Genomic DNA, 22,737 nt, shown 5'->3' with positions numbered 1-22,737 from the left:
ATATGTCTGTCAAAAAGGCTAGAAAATAATGAATGAATCTTACTACAACTCACCTAACTCAGATGTTCATGCGCAAGCGTTACCATCTCACTCAAAAAGAGGAACAACGACTGCATTTGCTTGGGTGATACTTGTTTTAGGATTTCTCGGATTACTCTTTTCGTTGTTTAACTTCTATGCGATATTTCAGCTGGGGGTAACGATTGATGGTATTACTCAGAATCAGTTGATCGTTGATGGCTTGCTCTCAACGCTAGCAAAAATTGGTCTGCTCTCGGTAGGAGTGGGACTGTTGATGCGAAATACATGGGTAACCAAAGCGGTCATAGCTGGCTTTTGTTGCTCTTTAGTCGATTCGCTGTTTACAGGGTTGGCAGTCGTACCAGTGCAATCTGCCGCGGCTGGTTCTGATGCAGAGTCGGTAGGCATTTTAATTGGCTTTTTGACTATCGCGTTTATTTCCCTCAGTATTTATATCGGCATATATTTTTACTTGCGAGGCCAAGCATCAAAGAGCGAATTTGGTTTCAATTAGTCGATTTTTTGTTTAGTGCGCAGTAAGGATTTCAGTTCAGAGTTGTTAATTGGCATATCGTGTTGAATCAACCTAAATTTGACCCCCGAGCCGCGATGACCAATCCCTACACAAGGTGTTTCTCCGCAATAACCGATATTAAAAGCCAGATCGTTAGGTCGGCTATTTTGTAGTCGAATTTTTCGCATTTTCGCAATGTAAGCTTCGGATACATTTTCACCATGACTCAGTTTTTCGATTGCTAATCCCATTGAGCTTGTAAAAAAGTCGATTAAAATCACACCATAATTGACCGCAACCCTTTCAACCTTATTTTGCTCACACTGATTCTCATCGCACAGGTAATATATTCCTGCCCGCTCGATAGCAACCCAGAAACGTTTTTCACCGTCATATTTGAAAACGCCAAAGGGCGAGTTTACTCTTGGTTTCTGCTGTTGAGTAACTGTGGAGCAAGCGCCAAGCGCTGAGACGGTAGCAACAAGCCATACCACTTTAATGAAAGCACTGTTTTTTCTCATATGTCCATCTTTCTGTTATCCAGTGGTTTGATCGCTATTCTAACAGGCATTTAGCGCGTTCGGCGATATTGCGTGGGGATGGGTATTTTCCAATTAAAGACTTGTGTTGTTGATCGAAATGGTCCTTCAATTGGATTATTAACCCAATTAGCGCCAAAATAATTTTCTCCAGAGTATGACTCAAAGGACATGACGTTGGTGCCTTGGAAATAGATTTCCCCCTTGTGGGTGCTGACTCTCACATAGTAGGTAATAGAGCCGATAATATCAGCCATATCGATTCCATCGACTATCTCCCGAAGAAAGTCTTTTCCCCCAAATACTCGGTAACTATTGGCTTGCATAAACAGTCCATTGTTATCGGGTATGCTACCGCCATACCAATCAGCGAGTGCTTCGGTAAGGTGTTTGCTGAGTTCTTGATAATAGCTGCCATTTAATAATTCCTGACTTTCGATTGAGTCGATATCAAAAACAACCGGCAAGTCATCATGAATACCGGTTCTGAACTTTTCGAGCTCTTTTTCAGCTGACTCGGTTGCGATCAACTCGGCAGAAAATATGGTCAAGTGTGCAGACGCTTTGATAAGTAATTCTAGTAGTGTATCTGATGACGCTTTTGCGGGGGGATCAGTATATTGATCTGTTTTAGGCTGCGAGAAATTTTCAGGAATGGTTTGTTTATTTTCAGAAATGTGTTGCTGAATTTCAGAAGTCTTGTAATTACTCATTGCACAGCCGCTGAAACTAAAACACATAAGGAGTATTAATAAACGCTTAAATTGATGTGACACTTGATAGGTACGGAGCATTGATTAACACTTAAATTGAAAAGGTTTTGAGCGGTTTTTATTATTCTAATTGCTGTGATTTACGCGATTCTATTGGTTGTAATTATCTATTAGATTGAGCGGTAAAGCGAGAATATCTTTCACATTACCTGAATTGACCCTTTTCAGGGCTTTACAGATAATGATTCCATGGTAGATTAAAAACCTATGAGTTCTGAGCGAGTGTTACATGAGTTATTTTAGAGCCGATGCCCATCTAATGGCACAATTAGTCGACAAAGATGTGTTACGTTATAGCGTAGATAATATTGCGTCTTTGCTGTGTGTTTTTAAGCTCCCAGGCCGATCTGATAACCATCACTTTGTCGTGGTGATGTTGTTTGATGAACTCGCGGAAAAATTGAGTCGGGCAGACTTATCCAATAATTGGTATGAGATAAAAGGCCGTCTAAATGATCGTTCACCTGAATTTAAATCTTATCGGTTTGCGGGATTGTCTATTCGAGCGGTGGCAGTAACGGCGATACCACCAGTCTCAAAGAGCTTTATTCAGTGCGAATTAATAGGGCGATTAACACGAGATCCAGAACATGTGGTGAAGGGAGATGACTTCGAATTTGATCGTTTTTCTATTGCCGTTAATCGAAACGAAAAAGCGAACTTTTTTGATGTCTCAGTGTTTAAGCCACGGCTTATCAAAGAAGTTGATGTCAAGTTGACAAAAGGTCAGCCCGTTTATGCTGCTGGCGAGCTAACCTTATTCGACCGTGGCCAAGACTCGACTGTACATGGCGCGATTAAATTGGAAAAGTTTGTGTTACTTGAAAGGCAAATTAAACCTGAGGTCTAACGGTTAACCATTAGGCCTCAGAATCACCTTCCCATCACTTTTGTGTTCCGCGTAATGTTCCAGCGCTGCTGGGAACCCGTTAAAATCAAATGTTCCATAAATGTCAGTATCGAAGATCCCGGCGGCAAATAGTTTCTGAACCTTGCGAGTTAAGCGATAGATTGCCAGAGGATTGGAGCGCTTGATATAGGTAGAAAGCCAAAACCCTTCAATTTTCACATCTCTAAAAATTACATCGGCAACACTAAAATAACCACCCAACGGGTCGTGTGTTTCGGTCAGTCGACCGTAAACGATAGCTGTGGAACCATTCGGCATTACCCCCAAGTTTCTTGGTGTATCTCTATCTGCGACAGCATCAAGTAAGACCTTTGCACGCATTGATTTGGCGGCTTTTTTTAGTGACGCTTTAAAATCAGCAGAGGTCGTATCGAGCACGAGATCAGCGCCTAGCGCTTCTAGCGAAGGAATGTTGTTGGCAGATCGGACCGTTGCAATGGTTTTTAAACCTCGCTGTTTTGCATAGCGAATGACTCCCTTTCCGACTTGACTCGCTGCCGCGTTTATCACCAGTGCCTTCGCGCCTAAGGCTTCTGCCCGTTCAACTAAACAGACCGAAGTACAGGGATTGACGACCATGGTCGCCGCTTGCTCGTCGGTTAACTCTTTTCTCACGGGTACGCAGTATTGAGCACCGGTAACACAATAATTGGCCCATACGCCATCTAAGCCTGGGGTAGCGAATATTGCAACCCGTTTACCTTTTAACCAAGCGCCATATAAACCCGCGTTGGCCGCAATGACTTCTCCACAGGCCTCAAAACCTGCAAATGCGCCCTCAACCGGTGGAATGCCATATTTACCCATTAAATACACTAAATCAGAGGGGTTGACGGGAGCGGCTAGAACCTTTACCAGGACTTGTCCTGGTTTCAATGAAGCAACGGGTTTCTCGGCAAGTTTTATTCGCTCGGAAAATGTGGCCTCAGGGTTTTCCAGCAGTTGTAGGGCAAACCCTTGGTTTGTGCCTTCAACGGCTTGATTTTTATTCGATTGACTCAATGCGAACTCACTGTTTTATCTTTAAGGTCGGACCACTTTAGCCGATTGGGCGGTAGCTGTAAATTGAATTTCTAGTGCGTTTAAAGCTGTGATGCTACCAAGCATATTTTAATGTCACTGTTGGATGAAATTGTCATGGATTTTTGATTCAGTTTCGCTAAAATGTGCGCCGCTTGCAGTATCGGATTTCAAGCATTTGTCAGGGAAATCGATGTTCACACTCTCAAGCGCTGTCTGATGTAAAAAAACTGAGAAAAAACTGAGAATAAAAAGAGACCTAATTCGATTTAATGGCAAAAGTTACTCCCCCGAAAATCACTGAATTTAATCTACTTCCAGGCGAAGTGATTGCTGACAAATATGAGATTGTTTCATTCTTGGGTGGAGGATGGGAAGGCGAGGTATACAAGATTCGTGAATTGGTGACCAATATCGACCGGACTGCCAAACTGTTTTACCCTAAGCGAAACCTCAATAACCGCACGATTACTCAGTATGCCAAGAAACTCCATCGACTGCAGAACTGCGACATAATAATCCATTACCATACCACCGAGACTTTGATCTTCAATGGTGTCCCGATTACCGTTTTAATCTCCGAATATGTCGAGGGTGAACTGTTATCGGATCACATCAAAAAGCATCGAGGCAAGAAACTACCAACCTTCCAAGCAGTCCATTTGTTGCACGCTTTAGCAACCGGGATTTCGAGTGTCCATCAGGCGGGTGAGTATCATGGCGATCTTCATGACAATAATATCATCGTTCAAAGGTTAGGACTCACTTACCAGCTTAAGCTGCTAGATCTCTATCATCATGGACGGACGACGCGAGAAAATCGTGATAACGATGTGTGTGAGATGATAGGCGTATTTTATGAAGCGCTCGGTGGCCAGAAAGCTTACTCTGGCCATTCAAAAGTCATTAAAAATATTTGCTGCGGCCTTAAACGAAGCTTGATTAATAAGAAATTTCGACGAGCTATCGACCTGTGTGATCATCTTGAGTCGCTTGATTGGAGTTCGTTATAGAGTCACATGGTCTCCATCCCACATTCCGCTGTTTGGCAAGATTCGCTATTGTTATAAAAAAGCTTTAAAATCAGCCAGTTAATTTAAATCATTATTCTAGAAAATCCTGCGACCCTTTACGGCGTTGGGAGGTCTTATCTTTGACAATCGACGAATAACAAAAAAGAGAACCGAGGATTGATATCGTTTGACGATTTAATCATGGCGAAAGCACGCAAGGGGGATAGTAATGCTTGGAAGCATATCTATCAGTCTTGCGAAAAGCCTATGTATTCACTCGCGCTGCGCATGGTAGGGGACAAAGCGCTGGCAGAAGACATGGTGCAAGATGCATTTATTAAAGTCATGGATAAGATAGGACAGTATCGCAGTGACTCATCATTTTGGTGGTGGGTGCGGACGATTCTGGTGAATCACTGTATCAGCTTTTTACGTAAAAATAATCGCTGGGTTCATCAGGAAGAAGCTGAAATTGAATCAAGAATACAGGAGTTGGGCGAGCAACCGGAAATCATGCATGAGAAGCAGTTAATAAAGGTATTAGAGCGGTTGCCTGAGCAAGCCCAGCGCGTTGTTTACTTGTACGTGGTAGAAGGAATGACGCACAAGGAAATTGCTGAGCTGTTTGGTAAAACGCAGAGTTTTTCAAAAACGCTGCTGTCACGCAGTTTGTCACAGTTGAGAAGCTGGATTAACACAACTCACTGATCGTGAGGAATATTGGCGAATAAAATGAAACATCAACAAATATCAGAAACAGACATAATCGAGCTAGCTAGGCAAAACCGGTTTAAGGATACAATTCCCGAATCAGTTCGAGCGAGTGAAGATTCCAGGCAGCTGTATCTAGAACACAAGGCGTTATTCGAAACAATTACCGAGCAGACCCAACTGGCACCAGAGGGTGATATTTGGCAGCGAATCGAATTGAAGCGTGAGGTAGCGCAGCACAAGCGTAAAAATCGCCGTATTATGTGGGGGCTGAGCGCAATTGCTGCCAGTTTACTCATGGTTGTCGGGCTACAGTGGAACGCAATGACGGAAGCCACTAATTTACAAAATCAAATTCAAGCCAATATTCTTCAGTCGCAACATTTAGAGAAAGTGCTGTTATCCAATCAATCGAATGTTACGGTAAGCTTTGCAACTCAAGCAAATATCTCTCAGGAGCTGTTAGAAATTGATGAAGCGTTACAAAAAGCGTATTTAAACAACGAAAGTCAACAACAGATTCTTAAGTTGTGGGAAAGTCGAGTGAGGATTCTACTCGAGTCATTGACCCAGGAAGAAGAACAATCAGACTTGGTGACCATATGATGCTAAGACAATGGGCAAAATCAAAAATTGTAGTAGTGGGAATTATCTCTCTTGGAATGAATTTTCAAGTGTGGGCTGATAGTGATTGGCAAGTGAACAAGCAGGGCGTTGAATATCAAATTGAGGGTGTCTCAGCGGAGGATCAGCAAAAAGCGCAAGAAGCGCTGGCAAATTGGCAAAAGCAGACGACCCAGTTTTTCCGAACCTTGCAAGCGCTCGACATTTCATATGATGAGTTAATTTATCTCCAAAAAGCTTACAGCAAAATAGAATTTGGACTGGTTTATCGCTTTGATACGGCCTCTTCTAGTCCTTTAGGCGTGCCAATCGTCGCCGTATCGCCGCTGAGTTTTATGCAAGCTTTGGGGGTAAAAAATGGTGATATTGTCCAAGAAGTTAATGGGATATCGCTTGAGAACAATTTGGAAAAGAATGAGCGAGGTCAGTCTGAAGCTGCAGTCAAACTGACTGAAGCGTTAAAATCATTGGCAGAAAATGACCCTATCACGCTTAAAGTCGTCAGAAAAGGTGAATTGGTATCACTCAATGGGCGGGTCTCTGCATTAAGTATCCCGGAATTAAAGTTAGTTGCCAACGCACCCATTTTGAAAGAAGCAAACGGCTCAAATTGTGCATTGCTGACTATTATTGATTATGATTCACCCGGTAAATCTTTGTTTAAAGTACAGCTGTTGACTATTGATGGAAATCGATATCGAAATGCTGCCTCGATCAAACTACAACCAGGAATCTATCAACTTGAATTAAGAGAGAAAATTCTCGATCGCCGTTTATCTGCGCGGATTCAAGCACGCTATCGGATCAAAACTATCGAATTGAATGCCCGTCCTGGAAAGCTCTATACTTTAGCCGCAGAGTTACAAAAAGATGAGGTTATGAATCGAGAAAAATATTGGAAGCCAAAAGTGATTGAGCGAGATACGAGCTGTACATATGATTAATTTGTGACCAATTATTGAGTTGAACGTCTATAATAATGTAGAGGTTGTTAACCGAATGCAGGAGCGTTAATCAACTAGGTACAAGGCAGTTTTGAAACCGTTCAATTAATCAATCGATCAAGACACTAGGAGGCAATGATGCAATCGATGGTCTCTCACATAAAACAAGCCGAAGTTAAAGCTGTATCTTTAACATCCTTTCTCATCTTTGGCTTAATAATCTTCAGTTTGTACTCTTCTAATTCCCGCGCTGCACTGATGTCAGAATCTGACGAAGCCATCAAAGCACAAACGATTAAGAGTAAAGTTTGCGGGGATAAGTCCTGTAAAATCGTTTTCAAAAAGCTACGCGAATACGGGAGAAATGGGAACCCAAAAGCGCAAGCAGCGTTATCTCTGTTGTATTTGACCGGAACTGGAACGGAGCAAAATTCAGCTTTGGGTGTTGGTTACATGCGAAAGGCAGCGCGACAAGGTTTATCTTTTGCTCAGTTTGAACTTGGCGTGATGTATATCCTTGGTGAACAAGTTGAAAAAGATGTCATTAAGGGGACTAAGCTTATTGAAAGAGCGGCAAACGCTGGTTTTAGGCCAGCAATCGCAACCCTAAAAAATGATTCAGTGTCGAGTAAAGACGCCATGGCGAATAACTTTGACGGTGAAAGACTTTTAGTCATGACTAATATTCCGACCTTAAGTGATTTAGTCGAGTATTTAAAAATGGAAGGTGCAGCAAGTGAAGGTCAAACTGGTTCGCGTTTGGCAGGCAGAGGCTGCACCAACTCTTCGCTGTCTTGTATTTCATACAAAATTAATACTTCAAGAGGCGTAATGGATTGGAACGTTTTTTTACAGCAATATGGAGCAATGATGTCCACGCTGTAATTCATTAAATAGATATTCATTATCAAGCCCGTCAAACATGATGGGCTTTTTTATAAAAAATTTGCGACCATTCTGTTGGACGCCTAGTCTTTCTAAAAAACAAAATCAAAACATTCGAGAGAGTACTAATGAATTCACTGAAAATACTATTATTATCGGGTTTTATGTTCGCTTCAACGACTCAAGCAAGCATGCTAGCTCCGTCAGAAACAGAAGCCTTTAAACAAGCTGTGTGTGGCGAAAAGTCTTGTAGTTTTGTCTTCAAAAAACTCCGAAAATATGCGCGTAGTGGCAACCCGAAAGCTCAAGCCGCTTTGTCTTTGCTCTACATGACGGGCACTGGAACTGAGAAAAATACCGACGAAGCAATTAGACATTTAAAAAAATCAGCGAAACAAGGGCTAGCTTTTGCGCAATATGAACTTGGTGTTCTTTACATTCGTGGCGAGTTAGTTGAGAAAGATCCGCTTAAAGGAACTGAGCTAATTAATAAAGCTGCAGAACTTGGTTTTCAACCCGCTATCGATACCATTAATAAAAAACAATTTCAGCAACCAACAAAACTTAAGGTCGTCCCTGGTGAAGAGCATTTAATCATCACGTCAGAAGTTCCAACGCTTAGCGAGTTAATCGAATACCTTCGGATGGAAGGCGCTGGCAATGATGGACAAACCGGTTCAAGAATACCGGGGCGAGGTTGCGGTAATTCTTCTTTGTCTTGTATTTCTTGGGATATCAATTCAACCCGTGGCATCAAAGAGTGGAACGTTTTTTTGCAAAAATATGGCGCAGCTTTGACCGCTCAGTAGATAAACAAGTCAACCAAATTGTCTAGCTCAACTTGCTGTACCTCCCTTAGGCCTACTTATTTCTAGTAGGCTTTTTTTATCGGCATTTTCACTTCGCACAAAGCATTCTTATTGTTCGAAGTAGTGCCTTAAATTGAGGCGCAATTTGACGCTTTAACTGAGTTAATTGGATGGAACATCGATAATTTTGGATACACCTCTATCACGCGGGTCCGATGCTGGGAAAATCTCTCCGTTCTTGATAAAAATGATCTGCAAATCGCCATATTCCCACATATGATCTTCTACTCGATAGCCGCGTTTGTTGAGCGCTTTTATTGTCTCGCGACTCAACGGGCGGGAAGGCGTGTGAGTGATTAAATCGGGCGGTATAAGTTGATGATGGAATCGCGATGCACCGGCTGACTCAAGGGGCGTCATATTAAAGTCGAGGATATTGATAATACCTTGAAATACCGTAGTAAAAATTGTCGAGCCACCCGGCGTGCCAATGACAAGTTCGGGCGTTTTATCTTTGAGTAAAATGGTTGGCGACATCGATGATAACATGCGTTTGCCGGGTTGAATTTCGTTTGCCGTGTTACCGACAACACCAAAAATATTAGGAACGCCTGGTTTAACCGAAAAGTCGTCCATTTCATTGTTCAGTAAAAAACCTGCGCCTTCCACGACGACGCCAGAACCATAGGACCAATTGATAGTGTAGGTATTCGATACAGCGTTACCATCAGCGTCAATGATAGAGTAATGAGTCGTATTTGGCGATTCGAGACCCGGTTTAACCGCTTGAAGTTGCGAGATATTTTTAGGATCAATTTCTAGCGCGCGACGTTTGATGTAATCATCGCTGATAAGCTGACTCATATCGATTTCGACGAAAGCGGGATCACCTAAATATTCCGCACGATCGGCAAATACGCGTTTTTCCATTTCTGCTATCAAGTGGACATACTGCGGACTATTGTGCGCTAGGTTCGCAAACTCATGAGCGAGATAATCTTTCATTTTAAGGAGTTGGATAACACCAAAACCACCTGAGCTAGGCGGGGGCGAGGATAGCAGTTGGTAGTCACGCCATTTTGCTTTAAGTGGCTCTCGCCATATCGCTCGATATTCTTGTAGATCTTTTAAGCTTATGATTCCGCCGCTGCGTTTCATTTGTGCAGCGATCAACTGAGCGGTTTCACCTCGATAAAAATCCTCCGCACCTTTTGCAGCAATCCGCTTTAAAGTTTTGGCGAGCTCTGGTTGTTTAAAGTTTTCCCCCGCTTTAATCTGGCCAAAGTATTTTTTAAAGTTAGTTTTATCTTGGAAGCGAGAAAAATGCTGATGAATATCATCGGTGAGAATTTTAGCGGGAACAAAACCTTCCTCTGCGAGTTTTATCGCAGGTGATAACAGCTGTGCCCAAGGTAGTTTTCCGTATCTTTTGTGCGCTTCCCAAAATCCTGCGACGCTTCCTGGCACTCCCGCGGCTTTAGCACCAATTAAGCTACCATTTTCGATCACCGCGCCATCGTCATTTAGATACATATCGCGATGTGCAGCCAAAGGTGCAGTTTCTCGATAATCTAAAAAGGCCGGCTCACCATCGATGTAAATTAACATAAAGCCACCGCCGCCAATATTTCCCGCATCAATGTAAGTGACGGCTAGAGCGAAACCAGTTGCAATCGCAGCATCAACGGCATTACCCCCAGCTAAAAGTATTTCTTCAGCCGCCGCAGCGCCATATTTATCGGGAATAGCAATTGCCGCTGGTGGGTGTGATTCTGCGGCATGGAGAAGGTGTATTGAAAAGGCTAAAAATGGGATCAGAAGTAAACGCTTGACGAGATTTATTATCATTTTCGCGATGCCTCACCAGATGAGAATGCCTCCCATCATAGGCCGAAAACAAGTTAATTTCTAATGTTTTAGACTCCTCCTTGGAGATGGACTGAGAGAATAATCAGATGAACCGGTTTATCCAAGTAGACCGAAAGCGGTAAAATATTTGACACATTTTAAGACCCTAAACTCATTGCGATAGGGAGTCACAAGGTTTAACCTATTCAGTCAAAATAATCCGCAGAGTAAGTTACTGCTGAACCATAGAGGGGCCACTATGAGTAAAAAAATTATCATAAACGGAAAAGAAGTTTCCACTGACGTTGATGGCAATATGCCATTACTGTGGTACTTGCGAGATGAAGTTGATTACACTGGCACTAAATTTGGGTGCGGTATGGGGCTCTGTGGCGCGTGCACTGTGCACATCGATGGCAAAGCTGTTCGCTCCTGTATTACACCGGTTAACCAAGCTTTGGGCAAAAAAGTGACTACCATAGAGGGGTTGTCAGAAAATGGTGACCATCCATTACAAAAAGCTTGGGTAGAACATAAAGTTCCACAATGTGGTTATTGCCAAGCAGGGCAGATAATGAATGCCGCAAGCTTACTTGCAGAAAACCCTAATCCTTCCGCTGATCAGATAGAGCAAGGTATGCAAGGCAACATTTGTCGTTGCGGAACATACAACCGAATCAAAAAGGCGATCGCTTCTGCCGCCGAAAAAATGCAGGAGGCTTAACCATGAGCATTATCAAGTTAACACGCCGTGAATTTCTCAAAACTTCGGGAACTGCCGCAAGTGGAATCGCGGCGGGCGGCTTTGCATTGGGGGTGATGATACCAACCCAAGCCACCGCAGCCTCAAGCGAAATTTTTGAACCGAATGCGTTTGTTCATATCGATAGCCAAGGGAAAACAACGATACATTGCGGTCGTTGTGAAATGGGGCAGGGGATATCCACTGCATTGCCAGCGGCCGTGGCCGATGAATTAGAGGCAGATTGGAGCCGGGTCACCGTTTTACAAGCTGAAGGTAATGAAGATAAATACGGACCTCAAGCCACGGGTGGCTCTCGTAGTATCAATATCATGTTTGAACCAATGCGTGAAGCCGGTGCCTCAGCCAGGTTAATGTTAACCGCTGCAGCAGCCCAAGTCTGGAAGGTCAAACCGACTGATTGCTATGCAGAGAATCATTTTGTTTACAACAAAAAAACCAAACAAAAATTAGCCTATGGACAACTTGCTTCAATCGCCGCAGAAATGCCGGTTCCTGAAAAACCGAAGCTGAAGACAAAAGATCAGTACCGTTATATCGGAAAACCGGTACCACGGCACGACGTTGGCGAGGTCGTCGTCGGTAAGCGAACTTACGGGATCGATACTCGTGTTAAAGGAATGAAGTATGCTGCGATTAAGCATGTTCCGGTTTATGGTGGCAAAGTAAAATCCTTCGATGCAAGTGAAGCTGAGAAAATGAAAGGCGTGATTAAGGTCGTTAACATTCCTCGGTTTGAAGCGCCCTATGGCTCTTTAGGGGGAATAGGCGTGGTTGCTGACAACACTTGGACCGCTCAACAAGCGCTGGCAAAGATTCAAATCGAGTGGGACAGAGGACCACATGGTGTCTACAACACCAAAGCATACAAAGCCGCGATGGTGAAGCAAGTTGAAAATCCAGCCAAACCAATATTTAAACGCGGTGACTTGAAGTCAGCATTTGACAATGCCAAAGTGACTCACTCAGCAACCTATGTGCAAGGGCATTTATCGCACTCGCCGATGGAACCCATGGTGAGCACTGTTTCGGTAACAGACGATGCGTGCGAAGTTTGGGCTTCAACTCAAGATCCAGCTGGTATTCAACGAACCTTGGGGGCTTATCTTGGTCGCGAGCCAAAAACCATTAAAGTCAACGTAATGATGGCCGGTGGCGGTTTTGGACGAAAATTTAAATGTGATTATGTTCAAGAAGCAGCCGCATTATCAAAAGCTGTTGGCGCACCTGTTCAACTCGCTTGGTCAAGAGAGGAAGATACCAAAACCGGTTACTATCATTCGACGAGCGCTCAGCATTTAGAAGGCTCAGTCGATGATAAAGGTCACTTGACTGGGTGGCTCCATCGCAGCGCGTTTCCAACCATAGGTTCCACCTTTGACCCATCGATTGAGTGGCCACGTGAACAAGATTTGGGCGCGGTGATTAACCACCCTTATGGTATTAAAAACTTCGAGGTTGAATCGGGTCATGCGCCAGCGCACACCAGAATTGGCTGGTATCGTGCGGTGAGAGCTATTTTTGAAGGTTTTGCGTTTAATTCATTTACCGATGAGTTAGCGCACAAATCAGGCACTGATTCGTTAGCGTTTTTCAGAAATATTTATCGCAATAATAAAGACCCCGAGCAGAAAGAAAAGGTCGAGCGATCGCTTGCTGTTTTGGAGCTCGCCGCAGAAAAAGGCGAATGGGGCAAAAAACTGCCGAAGAACCATGGGCTGGGTATTGCGGTCCATCATAGTTTCGAGAGCTATCTTGCGATGGTCGTTCATGCCGAAGTGGACGGCGATAAAATTAAAGTTCATCGTGTTGATTGCGCAGTGGATTGCGGTGAAGTGCTTAATCCTGATGGTGCGACGGCGCAGATGGAGGGGGCCGTCATTATGGGAATGTCACTCGCATTGTATACGGAAGTCAGTTTTAAAGATGGTGAAGTCATGAATACCAATTTCCACGACTACCCAGTGCTGAGAACTAATGAGGTTCCGCCAATTATTAACGTTCATTTTGCGAAAAACGATTATAAAGCGACCGGACTTGGTGAGCCCGGGGTGCCTACTTTCGCTCCTGCACTAACCAATGCTATTTTTGCGGCAAGTGGTAAACGTTACCGTTCACTACCAATAAAACCGATTTACGCTTAGTCAAACCTTCGCTCAATAGGGGAGTCGTTATTCGGCTTCCCCGATTTTTACAATCGAAAACTTGCAGTTAAAAAGTTGAGCCGTGTTGACCCGTAACGTGTCGTTGCTTCATTATCAAAAGTGACTTTTGTTATCTGTAATCCTTATTATAAATTATCGTTTTTCCAAGCGTTTAAAGCGGTTTTTTCTTTTTTGTCTGTCATCGATGTTTTTAATTTCATCCGTTCGGCATCGGATAAAGTATGATACCAATCGAGTGTATCTCTTATCGTTTCTTCGAGTGGACGAATGGTTAGCCCGTCGTCCAGCGCTTTTTGGCTTGACCAGGAAACCATTCCTGCATCGCTAGCGTTTTTCGCTGCCCACATGGGAAGATCTTGCCAGGGATAGATTTGGTGTTTAGCGAGATATTCATGAGGAATCCAATGTAGTTTCGCTTTGTTGCCAGTCACTTGGTTGCAAGTATTAAGGAAGTGACCAAAACTGAGTTGTGGCGCGACCAGGTTATAGTCACCGGTGAGTTTGGTTTCCAGGCAATGAATAATAAATTTGGCAAGATCTCTGACATCTATAAACTGAGTTAAATCATTGGGTTTACCCAAGGCAATAACATCGCCACCGCGCTCGATTCTGGTCGGCCAATAATAAAATCGATTTTTCTTGTCGCGTGGGCCCACGATGAATCCTGGACGAATATTTGTCACCCGGTTTGGCATTACTGCGTTGATGGCATTTTCACTGTAGGCTTTAAGCTCGCAATAATGCTTGGCAACATCTTCTCCTATTTGCGAGTTGAAAGGTATTAATTTTCGATTTTCTGTATTATCAAGTCCGCTTGCTGCCCACTGATCATAGACGCACAAGGTCGAGATGAATAAATAGTGTTTTACCCGGTCAGCGAGTAAACTTGCCGATGCATTGACTATTCTTGGAACAAATCCTGAAGTGTCAATGACTGCATCCCATTCCCCTGATTTTAAGTGAGTTAATCCTCGGTCTATTTTTGGATCACGGTTGCCTTTGATTTTACGAAGCATTGGAAACAAGTCTGTATTGGTCTTGCCGCGGTTGAAGAGTGTCACCTCATGGCCTCTGGCAATTGCGTAATTGACCGTGTGAGGTCCAAGATAACCGGTTCCACCTAAAAATAGAATTTTAAGCTTTTTAGGCGCTGGTGATATTCCACCTAACGCTACTTGGGGCATAAAACTCAGTGATAGGCTGGATAAAGTTGTTGCAAGAAAATGACGTCGGGTAAAAGGCATTGTCTTAGGTTCGTTTCGATTAACTACCATTGTTTTAAGCGATTTATCGTCAATGTGCAAATTGATTTACTAACGAACGCATGAATCAGTGAATTGGGACTATTCACATTGGTTTGTGTGTTAGAATCTTTCGCTATCGATTACAAGTTAAAATAGGCCCAGTGTTTAGACAAAGCTGATGACATCTAGATTGAGCGAAAATTTCCCAAGTAAGCAATCAATAAACGGTTACACGCTTATAGAATTGATCGTTGTTGTCGTTGTTTTATCGGTCCTCTTAATCGCAATAATTCCTAAATTCTTGAGTCTACAAGATGACGCTGAATTGGCCACCATCGAGTCAACAGCGGGTTCATTTCGTTCTGCAGTTAAACTGGTTCAGATAAGTTTAAGAGCACAAGGTTTTTCGACTCGAACACAAAATTTACCCAATTTTGGTGCCGGAAATATTGATACCAATAACATCGGTTTCCCAATCGGTATTGACAAAGGCAACGGTAATGAAAATATTGGCCGTGGCAATGCGGGGTGTGTTGGGGTATGGAATGGTATCTTAAGAGATGCCTATTCTGTTGCGACGAATAGCTCAGTTGATTTTCAAAGTTATCGTCATACAGGAAATCGCGTTTGTAGTTACGTATACCGCGCCAACGGTGACGTTGCTGGACGTAATAGTGCCGAGTTAGTGATTCAATACGATTCAAGAGATGGACAAGTTTATGTTTGTGGGCAGAAAACCTTATTGGGATGTCCTTTCTAATTGGATTTTTCAGCGTGTCATAGGCGAGGTTGCTTTTGGAAGCGCACGTTTTGGGAAAGCGATTTCTAGAAAAGCTTGTTTTTGCGCCGGACTGCGCCGGGCGTCATCCCAGTAATTTTCTTAAAGGCCTTTCTAAAGGCTACCTCAGAATGATAACCCACTTGTTCTGCAATATCGTACATTGACTGATCGCCATTTGAGAGAAGCTGCATCGCTTGTTGCATTCGCCAATGAGACAGATATTGCATCGCGGGCATACCAATGAGCGTGTGAAACCGACTCGCAAAAGAAGAGCGCCCCATAGCCGAAGCCTTAGCCAGCGACTCGAGAGTCCACTGTTGTTTAGGATGGTTGTGTATCAGTGATAAAGCGTTACTCAGTTTATTGTCAAACATCGCAACAAGTAGCCCAGATTCGATGTGCCCTTGTTTAATTTGTTGACGAATGATTTCGATAAACAACAAATAAGAAAGCTGGTTGATTACGGCGTAGTAGCCTTGCTGTTTATTTTGCAATTCGCGAATCATCAGATCGATTAAAAGGCGAATGGCCGAGTTGTTGGCTTGCTGTGCAAGATCAAGGTGAACTAATTCAGGTAATGAGTCGAGTAGGGGCCAAGCGGCTTTATTGGTAAATTCGAAAAAGCCACACACAACATTGGTGCTGTCTCCCTCACTGGTGTTTGCACCCTGATTGATGATCGTTGGAGCCGGCGGCGCTTCGGAGTCGCTAATAACGTGTTCGATATCTCGTGGAAAAATTACTAAATCTCCAGTGGAGAGTGGAGTCACTTGATCATTAGGTAAATGCAACCACGCTCGTCCTCGACCTATTAAGTGGAAAGGAATTTTGCGACTGCCAGATGTATCGATACCCCAAGCGCCGCAATAATCACCATTGGCATAAACCTCTGCGGTTAACTCTAACTTTGAGAGAACACTACTTAGGGCATCGGGGTTATCGAGCAAAATATGCTGTTTTTCTTTATTAGTCATACCAGTTACCTCAAATGGACGATTAGACATATTATAGATACTTTAAGGCATAGTTCGTTTCATATTGATTGGTTATAGTTTGCACCATGTCAGGAGAGACCTGATTAAGATTTTAACTAAATGACTAATATTGAAGGTAATAATGATGAAAAATTTAATTTCTTTAACTAAGCGGATTTCAGTAGCGCTCCTATTAATAATCGGCTTTACCAACACGGCAGCCGCGGGAACCCCTCAAACCCGCGAGGATGGAGTTACGGTCATTCACTTGGATGAATACAATGGTTATTTCGCTGCTAAAGAGACAGTAGCGGGCTTAAAAGCGGGTGAGTATGAGTTTGTTGTCACAAACAAAGCTGAAAAGTTAGTCGGCTTTCAGATCCAGGCGCTTGGCAACAAAGGTGAAAACTTGGATATGTTTCCGCTAGAGCCAGGCGAAACTCGGATTTCGCGAGTGACTATTGGCAAAGACGGTGTCCGTTTCCGTTGCCCAATTAATCCGACGCCTTGGGTTGATCTGGATGTTATCAAATAATGATTTAAGGTGATATTTTTGATGAGAGTACAGGAGCTGCAGATTGAAGGCGCTATTTTCACGCGAATTTGCAGATTACATGGAGTAAGTTTTTATGCCCGCACAATGCGGGCTTTTCTTTTGAGGATTTCTAGTTTTAAGTGTTGTACCGTGTGAAGTATTGTTGTGAAGTATTGTTGTGAAGTATTGTTGTGTAGCACTGTCCGAATATATGGAGATCGCTGCTTACCCTTATTGTGGCTTTTCACCGTTTAATGTGAATTCAATTGAAAAACGACTCGCAAGATTACTGAGGCAGTTACTATGGCAAAAGCAAAACGACTGAGCCGTTTAAATCGCTTGTTCGGAGAAATTAAACAGCTACATCTTGTGGCAATTTTGACGGTTTTGATTTCTGTTATTTCTTTGCTCGACGAGTGGCATTATTGGCTGGAGCTGACTAGTCATTTCAAATGGCACTACTTAATAGCTTCAATCTTTTTCACGGTTTATTATGCATTAAGAGGCCAGTTAGTACTGTGTCTTGTGATGACTTTTACCACGGTATTGAATGCCAGTTTTATTGTCCCATGGTATTTGTCCTCAAATAGTGATACGCATAAAAAAGCTTTACCCGTCCTGAAAATCATTCACGCAAATGTGCAGACTGCAAATTCGAATTATATTGAGCTGAGTCGATTTATTGAAAGAGAGTCGCCGGACATCTTTACTCTTCAAGAGGTCGATGACTTATGGATTGAAGAGATAAGTCGTTTAGACCAAACGTACCCCTACTCAATAAAAGCGCCGCGTTCGGATAATTTTGGGATTGCCGTTTATAGTCGAATACCTTTTAATGATGCAAAAGTTATTTACCTAGGCAAAGCGCGAGTTCCGAGTATTAAAATCAATGTGCCGCTCGCTGGAAAAGCCATTTCCTTAATTTCAACTCATCCCTTGCCCCCAATTAACCAAGATTTTTTCGATAAACGAAACCAGCAACTTCAGTCACTTGCTGAAGAAATCAAAAACACCGATGGGCCAATGATTTTAGTTGGCGATTTGAACGTGACTATGTGGTCAAGTGATTACCGTCAACTAGAACAAGCAACAAGGTTAACTAACAGTCGATACGGAAAAGGCGTGTTAGCGACTTGGCCATCAAAACTTTCTTTTGTGGGGATTCCAATCGATCATCTCTTAATATCTTCAGATTTTAAGGTTAAGCAAATGAGGGTGGGTGAGCACATTGGCTCAGATCATCGCCCGATTATCGTTAGCTTAACTTTGGACTAATTGGCAGTATCGTAAAATTCGATAAACTTTGGTGAGAAAGCGTTACGATTAAAGTTCTCTTTGAGGTTCAGTCGCTTTGCTTTTAGGATATAAGGACGCGCTTTCTCTTTCGCTGCTTGCTCACTGATAATTGGGTCGTAGAAATAGGCGGCTGCAATGAAAAGGTTTTGGTAGTACTGCCCTCGTGAATCTTCAATCTTAGCTGCTGTGAGCAGTGTTGCTGCGTTTTTATAGTTGCCGGCAAAAAATGCATCGACTCCCTTATAGATGGCGTTTTTCTCATTTTTTAAACGCGAATTTATTTGACTTAATTGACTATCCAGGCCTTTAGCGAGTCGTAAGATATCCCGATTGAGCGTTGATACGGCGACAATCGATTGCTCAGCTTGCTGGGTAGCGTTAACCAGTGTCGTCTTATTGGTTACATTAAATACGTTCGTTGACGCCTGGTTCAATTTCTTGCGCTTTTCTCGATACTGAATAAATTGTTGTCCATAATTGGCGTTTTGTTGCCAAATCTTGCTCAACGCTGGATCGCGTTGGAGCCTGTCTAAGCGCGCAAGATGACCATCGGTCGAATTCAACTGAGAACGAAGCTCAGACACCTTGGCGGTGTAGCGTTTGATTTGCCCTAAGTATCTTTTTGCGTTTCGCGCTTGTTGATTAATCTGGCTGGTTTTTCCCTTAATCACATCAAGGTTTTGAGCAGAAAAAGGCATCATGGAAAACGACTCGACTGAACTCGAGGCCTGACGAAATTGTTGGCGGTATTGGTTGAGTTGCGTGCGAATATAAGGATTGGACTGACTCAGTTGCTTAAGGAGTGCTGAGTTATAAAAAGCGTTAATCGCATCAAACTGACGTTTAAACTCGGTCAAGGCAACTGTCGCTGTTTTCTTAGCCGGAGCAAGTTTGTCAATGTACTTGCCATCAACTAGCCGAGAACGACACACGTCGCGCTTTTTTAGCAAGTCTGCATGCTTGGATTTAAACTCCTTTATGACTCTTTGTGCAAGCGATGACACCCAGTTACGTTCCGCTTGCGCGCAGTCGCCCAAATGGAATAGTGCCAGACCTTTATAGTACTTAGGTAAGTAAGGAATGGTTCTTCCACCGCTGACTGGCATGGTAGCGAGCTCTTGTTGGTTAAACTCTTTGATTTTGTTTAAAGCATCAACTGCTCGCTGCCATTGCTTTCGCTCGATGTTTGCAACTGCTTGCTGATAGTCGGTTTTATAGTCGGCAAAAGCGTAATCGATGGGGTAAAAAAAGAACAGTATTAATATCTGCACTGTTAATTTTAATGAGTGGGTGATGTCTTTTGCCTGCAAACGATTCATCATAATATCGGACAACTTTAGTAGTTCACGGTTTCAAAAAACGAACGTGCGGTCATGCTTCCGAAAGCCACGTCAACCTTAGGTACACCGACTTTAGTGACAGTAAGATCAACTGATTGTGCTTGTTTATAGGAAGGGTTGGAGAGTGTGACTTTATACTTTCCGGGTAACAGACGAATATTTAATGGGGTGACTAGTTTTTCGTTTATTACGACCTCGTTACCTTGCTCGTCGATTATTTTGGACAAGTGTGCCCAAGGTCTCGCGATAATTCTCACCGGCACTTTCATCTTATCGATTTTAGCTAATTCTAATTGCTCAAGTTCCAACCTTTTAGAATTGAATTGCGACTTAAGCCGAGTTAAAGCACGATTAGTTGGCTCTATCGCTAAGCCCGCAGTCAGCACTTTTTCTGTCACACTTAACTCATCCATCGATGAAATGGCATTGAGTTTTTTTTGGAGCGTCTCTGCAATTGAGGAGAGACCGTCGCCAAGCTCAGAGAAGTTATCATTGTATTGTTTGATATCGTTTAAGAGTAGCGTTACCTGCTGGATTTCATTGGTCGTAAACGAATTCTTGGCGACTAACGATTGAAACTCTAGTCTGCGATCAGTACTTGCTCGATTTTTCTCATAAGTTGTCTTTGCTTCAGCGATAAGTGGTTTTAAAGAAAGGAGTCTTTCACTCTGAGGAAAATAAATTAAACTTTTGGCATAGATAGCTTCAACTTCAGCAAATTGATTAGAACTTACTTTTTCCCTAATCTGAGCTTCTAATCGACTTGGTACTGATTCTAGTAGGCGCCTTACGGTTCTGTCTTCGGGACGTTTTTTTAAAAGGTCTCTTAGAATCAAATATCCGTTGTTGGATTCTGGTAAGACGATATTTCCTTGATTGAGTAATTTGCTCGCGGTAGAAAATGCTTGTTGATTGGCATTCTTATCACGCGTTATTTGACGCTCTAAATTTTCTCTTAAGGTTAAAAGAGCGCTATTGGATTGGTCCGCTCGCAAACCATTGTCGATAGACACTAGCGCTTGAGAAAATTGCTTTTGATTGATTTGTTGTTGTGCACGTAAGTTAAATTGTTCGGCGAGTTCTTGAAGTTTTTTTTTAACTTCGCGACTTTCAGGTAATAACGCTTGGGCCTTTTTAAAGTGATATAAGGCGTTATTTTCCGATGGTTCATTTAAATTGCCGCGTTTTAATTGGCGATCGCCTTTTTGTAGAAAGCTTGCCACTTCGGCTTGAGTCTGTTTTTGATGAATAAGTTGATCGAGTTGCTTTTTTATTGCGCGTATTTTGAGGCTATTGGGCAGCAAGTTTAGGGTAATTTTTATTTCTGCTGAAAGTTGTGAGAGCTTATTGCTATCCAACAATGCCTTCAGTCGCTTTTCTTCGATGGTTTCGATTTTTTCTTGGACAGCTAATGCTTGTTCGTTTTCGGGATCGAGGGCGAGTACTTTATTAATTTCTGATGCAGCATTGTTGTTTGCAGGTTTTATATATTGTTTGGCAGCAAACAAGCTATCAATTTGCTTTAGTTTTTTGGCGATTATTTGTTTTCTTTCGATTTCGTTCAGCGCTTCATTCAGTTGTTTTTGAACGCTTATTAAGCCTTTGTGATCACTAACAAATCGTAGCCCGTTGATAATTTCCGTTTCGGCTGCCGGATAATTTTTGTCGTTAAGCAGGTCTCTCGCTCTGATTTCGTAGGTGGTTGCTAAGTCATCGAGCATTTGCCGAGCAGGACGATTCTCAGGATCCATCTCTAGAATTTTTGACAAGGACTCAAGCGCATTATTCCCTGCAGGCGTTAATAGCTGAGAAGCTGCGACCTGTCGCTCTGCTTGCCGCATCAGTACCGGAATAAAACGAGCCGCCTCTTCTGAGGTTTGTTTCATGTAATAATTGTCGTAATAGTAAATCGCACCGTAGCTCATCGTCACGAGCAGCAGCACAGTTAACAGCCAAGTTCTTCGACTGGATGGTTCATTCCAGAACTCCTCTGCCGTGGGGATATCGAGCTGCGCATGACCGGGATCGGGAATTGAGTCAAGTAACCCAGGCGGTTGCTTAAAGCTCGTACTCACATCGGTATCGTCATCCGAAATTCGTCTGGTGATGTCGAGCAAATGCGGTTTTAACGATTTGTCATTTTCCAGCAAATCCTTCAAGACTCGACAGAACTCGCCAACCGAGGTGTATCGTTGCTCTGGCTCTTTGTCCATCGCGATATTGATGACAGGCTGAAGCGCTCTGAGCTTTTCTGGTAATTTGGGTACCGGCTCGGTGACTTGTTTGGTTGCTATTGCTATCGGATCATCAGCATCAAATGGTAAGTAGCCAGTGATCATTTCAAAAAACAATATACATAGAGAATACTGATCAGAATTTCCATCGACCGGCCGAGCGCGACATTGCTCAGGGCTCATATAGGATGGGGTTCCTACGAGCACACCGATTTGCGTGAGTTTTGTGTCGCGATTAATATTTTTGGCAATCCCAAAGTCGGTGAGAATTGGCGTTGAGTAGTCTCTAAAAAGAATATTTCCAGGCTTTAAATCTCGATGAATAATTTGATTTTCGTGAGCATAATCGAGCGCTTCACCGATTTGAATGATAATTTTGAAGGCTTCATCAAGACTTAGCCCTTTCATCATACGCTCGGTGAGAGACCCACCCTTGAGTAGCTCCATCGCATAGTAGCTGTAATCGTCAGTTTGAGAAATATCGTAGATTGTGGCGATGTTCGGATGCTGCAGAGAAGCGAGATCATGCCCTTCATGAATGAAACGCTTTTTGAATTGAGGTTCCAGTTTGTCGTGCTTGCTGACCACTTTCAGCGCGACCTCGCGCCGCAGCGAATCTTGCGTTGCACGATATACGGTTGCCATGCCGCCGACACCTAACTGGCTGTGTATGGTATATCCCGGAATATTTATCATTAAATGTTCTGCAAACTAGTTGAATAGAGTGACGTTGAGGTCTCTACACAAGCCCAAAAACAAACAATCAATGAGCCGAAAACCACTAATTTCACTCA

The 22,737-nt window shown here is 43.0% G+C and carries 21 protein-coding genes; 13 read left to right on the top strand and 8 right to left on the bottom strand.

All coding sequences use genetic code 11. From position 1 onward, the window contains the following. Window positions 1-28 precede the first annotated feature (28 nt). On the top strand, window positions 29-535 hold the full coding sequence (locus FLL45_RS15155; protein WP_142942916.1) for a hypothetical protein: 507 nt from the start codon (window positions 29-31) through the stop codon (window positions 533-535). On the opposite strand, the gene FLL45_RS15150 is transcribed toward FLL45_RS15155, so the two are convergent. Both FLL45_RS15150 and FLL45_RS15145 read right to left on the bottom strand, forming a co-directional pair. Continuing rightward, window positions 532-1,056, bottom strand: a complete 525-nt coding sequence (locus FLL45_RS15150; protein ID WP_142942915.1) for a hypothetical protein — start codon at window positions 1,054-1,056, stop codon at window positions 532-534. The genes FLL45_RS15155 and FLL45_RS15150 overlap by 4 nt on opposite strands. A 50-nt stretch (window positions 1,057-1,106) precedes the next feature. After that, on the bottom strand, window positions 1,107-1,787 hold the full coding sequence (locus FLL45_RS15145) for a hypothetical protein (RefSeq protein WP_142942914.1): 681 nt from the start codon (window positions 1,785-1,787) through the stop codon (window positions 1,107-1,109). Between the two features lie 289 nt (window positions 1,788-2,076). Between FLL45_RS15145 and FLL45_RS15140 the strand changes: the two genes are divergently transcribed. Further along, complete coding sequence (locus FLL45_RS15140) at window positions 2,077-2,697, top strand: single-stranded DNA-binding protein (RefSeq protein WP_142942913.1); 621 nt, start codon at window positions 2,077-2,079, stop codon at window positions 2,695-2,697. Window positions 2,698-2,700: 3 nt separating this feature from the next. Here FLL45_RS15140 and FLL45_RS15135 read toward each other — a convergent pair whose 3' ends face one another. Continuing rightward, window positions 2,701-3,759, bottom strand: coding sequence for a zinc-binding dehydrogenase (locus FLL45_RS15135; RefSeq protein ID WP_142942912.1), 1,059 nt, complete (start codon window positions 3,757-3,759; stop codon window positions 2,701-2,703). 290 nt (window positions 3,760-4,049) lie between these two features. On the opposite strand from FLL45_RS15135, the gene FLL45_RS15130 reads away from it, so the two are divergent. The 6 genes from FLL45_RS15130 (at window position 4,050) to FLL45_RS15105 (ending at window position 8,763) form a co-directional block, all read left to right on the top strand. Next, a complete protein-coding gene (locus FLL45_RS15130) occupies window positions 4,050-4,790 on the top strand; it encodes a protein kinase domain-containing protein (RefSeq protein WP_142942911.1) in 741 nt (246 codons plus the stop codon). A 201-nt stretch (window positions 4,791-4,991) separates the two neighbouring features. Then, window positions 4,992-5,498, top strand: a complete 507-nt coding sequence (locus FLL45_RS15125) for an RNA polymerase sigma factor (RefSeq protein ID WP_142942910.1) — start codon at window positions 4,992-4,994, stop codon at window positions 5,496-5,498. A 24-nt stretch (window positions 5,499-5,522) separates the two neighbouring features. Further along, complete coding sequence (locus FLL45_RS15120; protein ID WP_142942909.1) at window positions 5,523-6,107, top strand: DUF3379 domain-containing protein; 585 nt, start codon at window positions 5,523-5,525, stop codon at window positions 6,105-6,107. Next, window positions 6,104-7,069, top strand: coding sequence for a S1C family serine protease (locus FLL45_RS15115; protein WP_142942908.1), 966 nt, complete (start codon window positions 6,104-6,106; stop codon window positions 7,067-7,069). Before FLL45_RS15120 ends, FLL45_RS15115 begins: the two co-directional genes overlap by 4 nt. 138 nt (window positions 7,070-7,207) lie before the next feature. Beyond that, window positions 7,208-7,954: a tetratricopeptide repeat protein gene (locus FLL45_RS15110; RefSeq protein WP_185964486.1), complete on the top strand. Its 747-nt coding sequence runs from the start codon at window positions 7,208-7,210 to the stop codon at window positions 7,952-7,954. A 128-nt stretch (window positions 7,955-8,082) separates the two neighbouring features. Beyond that, window positions 8,083-8,763, top strand: a complete 681-nt coding sequence (locus FLL45_RS15105; RefSeq protein WP_142942906.1) for a tetratricopeptide repeat protein — start codon at window positions 8,083-8,085, stop codon at window positions 8,761-8,763. Window positions 8,764-8,925: 162 nt separating this feature from the next. Here FLL45_RS15105 and ggt read toward each other — a convergent pair whose 3' ends face one another. Continuing rightward, entirely contained in the window at window positions 8,926-10,611 is a 1,686-nt protein-coding gene (ggt, locus tag FLL45_RS15100) for a gamma-glutamyltransferase (protein WP_142942905.1), read from the bottom strand. Between the two features lie 259 nt (window positions 10,612-10,870). Between ggt and FLL45_RS15095 the strand changes: the two genes are divergently transcribed. Both FLL45_RS15095 and FLL45_RS15090 read left to right on the top strand, forming a co-directional pair. Continuing rightward, on the top strand, window positions 10,871-11,335 hold the full coding sequence (locus FLL45_RS15095; RefSeq protein ID WP_142942904.1) for a (2Fe-2S)-binding protein: 465 nt from the start codon (window positions 10,871-10,873) through the stop codon (window positions 11,333-11,335). A 2-nt stretch (window positions 11,336-11,337) separates the two neighbouring features. Continuing rightward, the gene (locus tag FLL45_RS15090; protein WP_142942903.1) at window positions 11,338-13,518 is read left to right on the top strand and encodes a xanthine dehydrogenase family protein molybdopterin-binding subunit; all 2,181 of its coding nucleotides are present in this window, start codon (window positions 11,338-11,340) and stop codon (window positions 13,516-13,518) included. 146 nt (window positions 13,519-13,664) lie between these two features. On the opposite strand, the gene FLL45_RS15085 is transcribed toward FLL45_RS15090, so the two are convergent. Beyond that, window positions 13,665-14,783, bottom strand: a complete 1,119-nt coding sequence (locus FLL45_RS15085; protein WP_185964485.1) for an NAD-dependent epimerase/dehydratase family protein — start codon at window positions 14,781-14,783, stop codon at window positions 13,665-13,667. A gap of 178 nt (window positions 14,784-14,961) precedes the next feature. Between FLL45_RS15085 and FLL45_RS15080 the strand changes: the two genes are divergently transcribed. Next, window positions 14,962-15,543, top strand: coding sequence for a prepilin-type N-terminal cleavage/methylation domain-containing protein (locus FLL45_RS15080; RefSeq protein WP_142942901.1), 582 nt, complete (start codon window positions 14,962-14,964; stop codon window positions 15,541-15,543). 65 nt (window positions 15,544-15,608) lie between these two features. Here the strand turns inward: FLL45_RS15080 and FLL45_RS15075 are convergent, their stop codons facing one another. Continuing rightward, entirely contained in the window at window positions 15,609-16,538 is a 930-nt protein-coding gene (locus FLL45_RS15075) for an AraC family transcriptional regulator (RefSeq protein WP_185964484.1), read from the bottom strand. A gap of 145 nt (window positions 16,539-16,683) precedes the next feature. On the opposite strand from FLL45_RS15075, the gene FLL45_RS15070 reads away from it, so the two are divergent. Together FLL45_RS15070 and FLL45_RS15065 are read left to right on the top strand one after the other, a co-directional pair. Then, window positions 16,684-17,073 (top strand): hypothetical protein, encoded by a 390-nt coding sequence (locus tag FLL45_RS15070; protein ID WP_210247209.1) that lies wholly within the window; start codon window positions 16,684-16,686, stop codon window positions 17,071-17,073. A 303-nt stretch (window positions 17,074-17,376) separates the two neighbouring features. Continuing rightward, window positions 17,377-18,348: an endonuclease/exonuclease/phosphatase family protein gene (locus FLL45_RS15065; RefSeq protein WP_142942898.1), complete on the top strand. Its 972-nt coding sequence runs from the start codon at window positions 17,377-17,379 to the stop codon at window positions 18,346-18,348. On the opposite strand, the gene FLL45_RS15060 is transcribed toward FLL45_RS15065, so the two are convergent. After that, the gene (locus FLL45_RS15060) at window positions 18,345-19,688 is read right to left on the bottom strand and encodes a hypothetical protein (RefSeq protein WP_185964483.1); all 1,344 of its coding nucleotides are present in this window, start codon (window positions 19,686-19,688) and stop codon (window positions 18,345-18,347) included. The two genes, FLL45_RS15065 and FLL45_RS15060, sit on opposite strands and share 4 nt — an antisense overlap. A gap of 17 nt (window positions 19,689-19,705) precedes the next feature. Further along, the gene (locus tag FLL45_RS15055) at window positions 19,706-22,639 is read right to left on the bottom strand and encodes a serine/threonine protein kinase (RefSeq protein ID WP_142942896.1); all 2,934 of its coding nucleotides are present in this window, start codon (window positions 22,637-22,639) and stop codon (window positions 19,706-19,708) included. Window positions 22,640-22,737 lie beyond the last annotated feature (98 nt).

The organism is Aliikangiella marina, from assembly GCF_007004765.1.
GTDB classification, from domain to species: Bacteria; Pseudomonadota; Gammaproteobacteria; order Enterobacterales; family Kangiellaceae; genus Aliikangiella; species Aliikangiella marina.
The sequence above is the reverse complement of the archived record's forward strand: the minus strand, read 5'-3'. Positions and strand labels throughout refer to the sequence as shown.

Bases quoted from the DNA above. Each gene is read 5' to 3' on its own strand.
- FLL45_RS15155 (WP_142942916.1), top strand. From the start codon at position 29: ATGAATGAATCTTACTACAACTCACCTAACTCAGATGTTCATGCGCAA.
- FLL45_RS15150 (WP_142942915.1), bottom strand. From the start codon at position 1,056: ATGAGAAAAAACAGTGCTTTCATTAAAGTGGTATGGCTTGTTGCTACC.
- FLL45_RS15145 (WP_142942914.1), bottom strand. From the start codon at position 1,787: ATGAGTAATTACAAGACTTCTGAAATTCAGCAACACATTTCTGAAAAT.
- FLL45_RS15140 (WP_142942913.1), top strand. From the start codon at position 2,077: ATGAGTTATTTTAGAGCCGATGCCCATCTAATGGCACAATTAGTCGAC.
- FLL45_RS15130 (WP_142942911.1), top strand. From the start codon at position 4,050: ATGGCAAAAGTTACTCCCCCGAAAATCACTGAATTTAATCTACTTCCA.
- FLL45_RS15125 (WP_142942910.1), top strand. From the start codon at position 4,992: ATGGCGAAAGCACGCAAGGGGGATAGTAATGCTTGGAAGCATATCTAT.
- FLL45_RS15120 (WP_142942909.1), top strand. From the start codon at position 5,523: ATGAAACATCAACAAATATCAGAAACAGACATAATCGAGCTAGCTAGG.
- FLL45_RS15115 (WP_142942908.1), top strand. From the start codon at position 6,104: ATGATGCTAAGACAATGGGCAAAATCAAAAATTGTAGTAGTGGGAATT.
- FLL45_RS15110 (WP_185964486.1), top strand. From the start codon at position 7,208: ATGCAATCGATGGTCTCTCACATAAAACAAGCCGAAGTTAAAGCTGTA.
- FLL45_RS15105 (WP_142942906.1), top strand. From the start codon at position 8,083: ATGAATTCACTGAAAATACTATTATTATCGGGTTTTATGTTCGCTTCA.
- ggt (WP_142942905.1), bottom strand. From the start codon at position 10,611: ATGATAATAAATCTCGTCAAGCGTTTACTTCTGATCCCATTTTTAGCC.
- FLL45_RS15095 (WP_142942904.1), top strand. From the start codon at position 10,871: ATGAGTAAAAAAATTATCATAAACGGAAAAGAAGTTTCCACTGACGTT.
- FLL45_RS15090 (WP_142942903.1), top strand. From the start codon at position 11,338: ATGAGCATTATCAAGTTAACACGCCGTGAATTTCTCAAAACTTCGGGA.
- FLL45_RS15085 (WP_185964485.1), bottom strand. From the start codon at position 14,783: ATGCCTTTTACCCGACGTCATTTTCTTGCAACAACTTTATCCAGCCTA.
- FLL45_RS15080 (WP_142942901.1), top strand. From the start codon at position 14,962: ATGACATCTAGATTGAGCGAAAATTTCCCAAGTAAGCAATCAATAAAC.
- FLL45_RS15075 (WP_185964484.1), bottom strand. From the start codon at position 16,538: ATGACTAATAAAGAAAAACAGCATATTTTGCTCGATAACCCCGATGCC.
- FLL45_RS15070 (WP_210247209.1), top strand. From the start codon at position 16,684: ATGAAAAATTTAATTTCTTTAACTAAGCGGATTTCAGTAGCGCTCCTA.
- FLL45_RS15065 (WP_142942898.1), top strand. From the start codon at position 17,377: ATGGCAAAAGCAAAACGACTGAGCCGTTTAAATCGCTTGTTCGGAGAA.
- FLL45_RS15060 (WP_185964483.1), bottom strand. From the start codon at position 19,688: ATGAATCGTTTGCAGGCAAAAGACATCACCCACTCATTAAAATTAACA.
- FLL45_RS15055 (WP_142942896.1), bottom strand. From the start codon at position 22,639: ATGATAAATATTCCGGGATATACCATACACAGCCAGTTAGGTGTCGGC.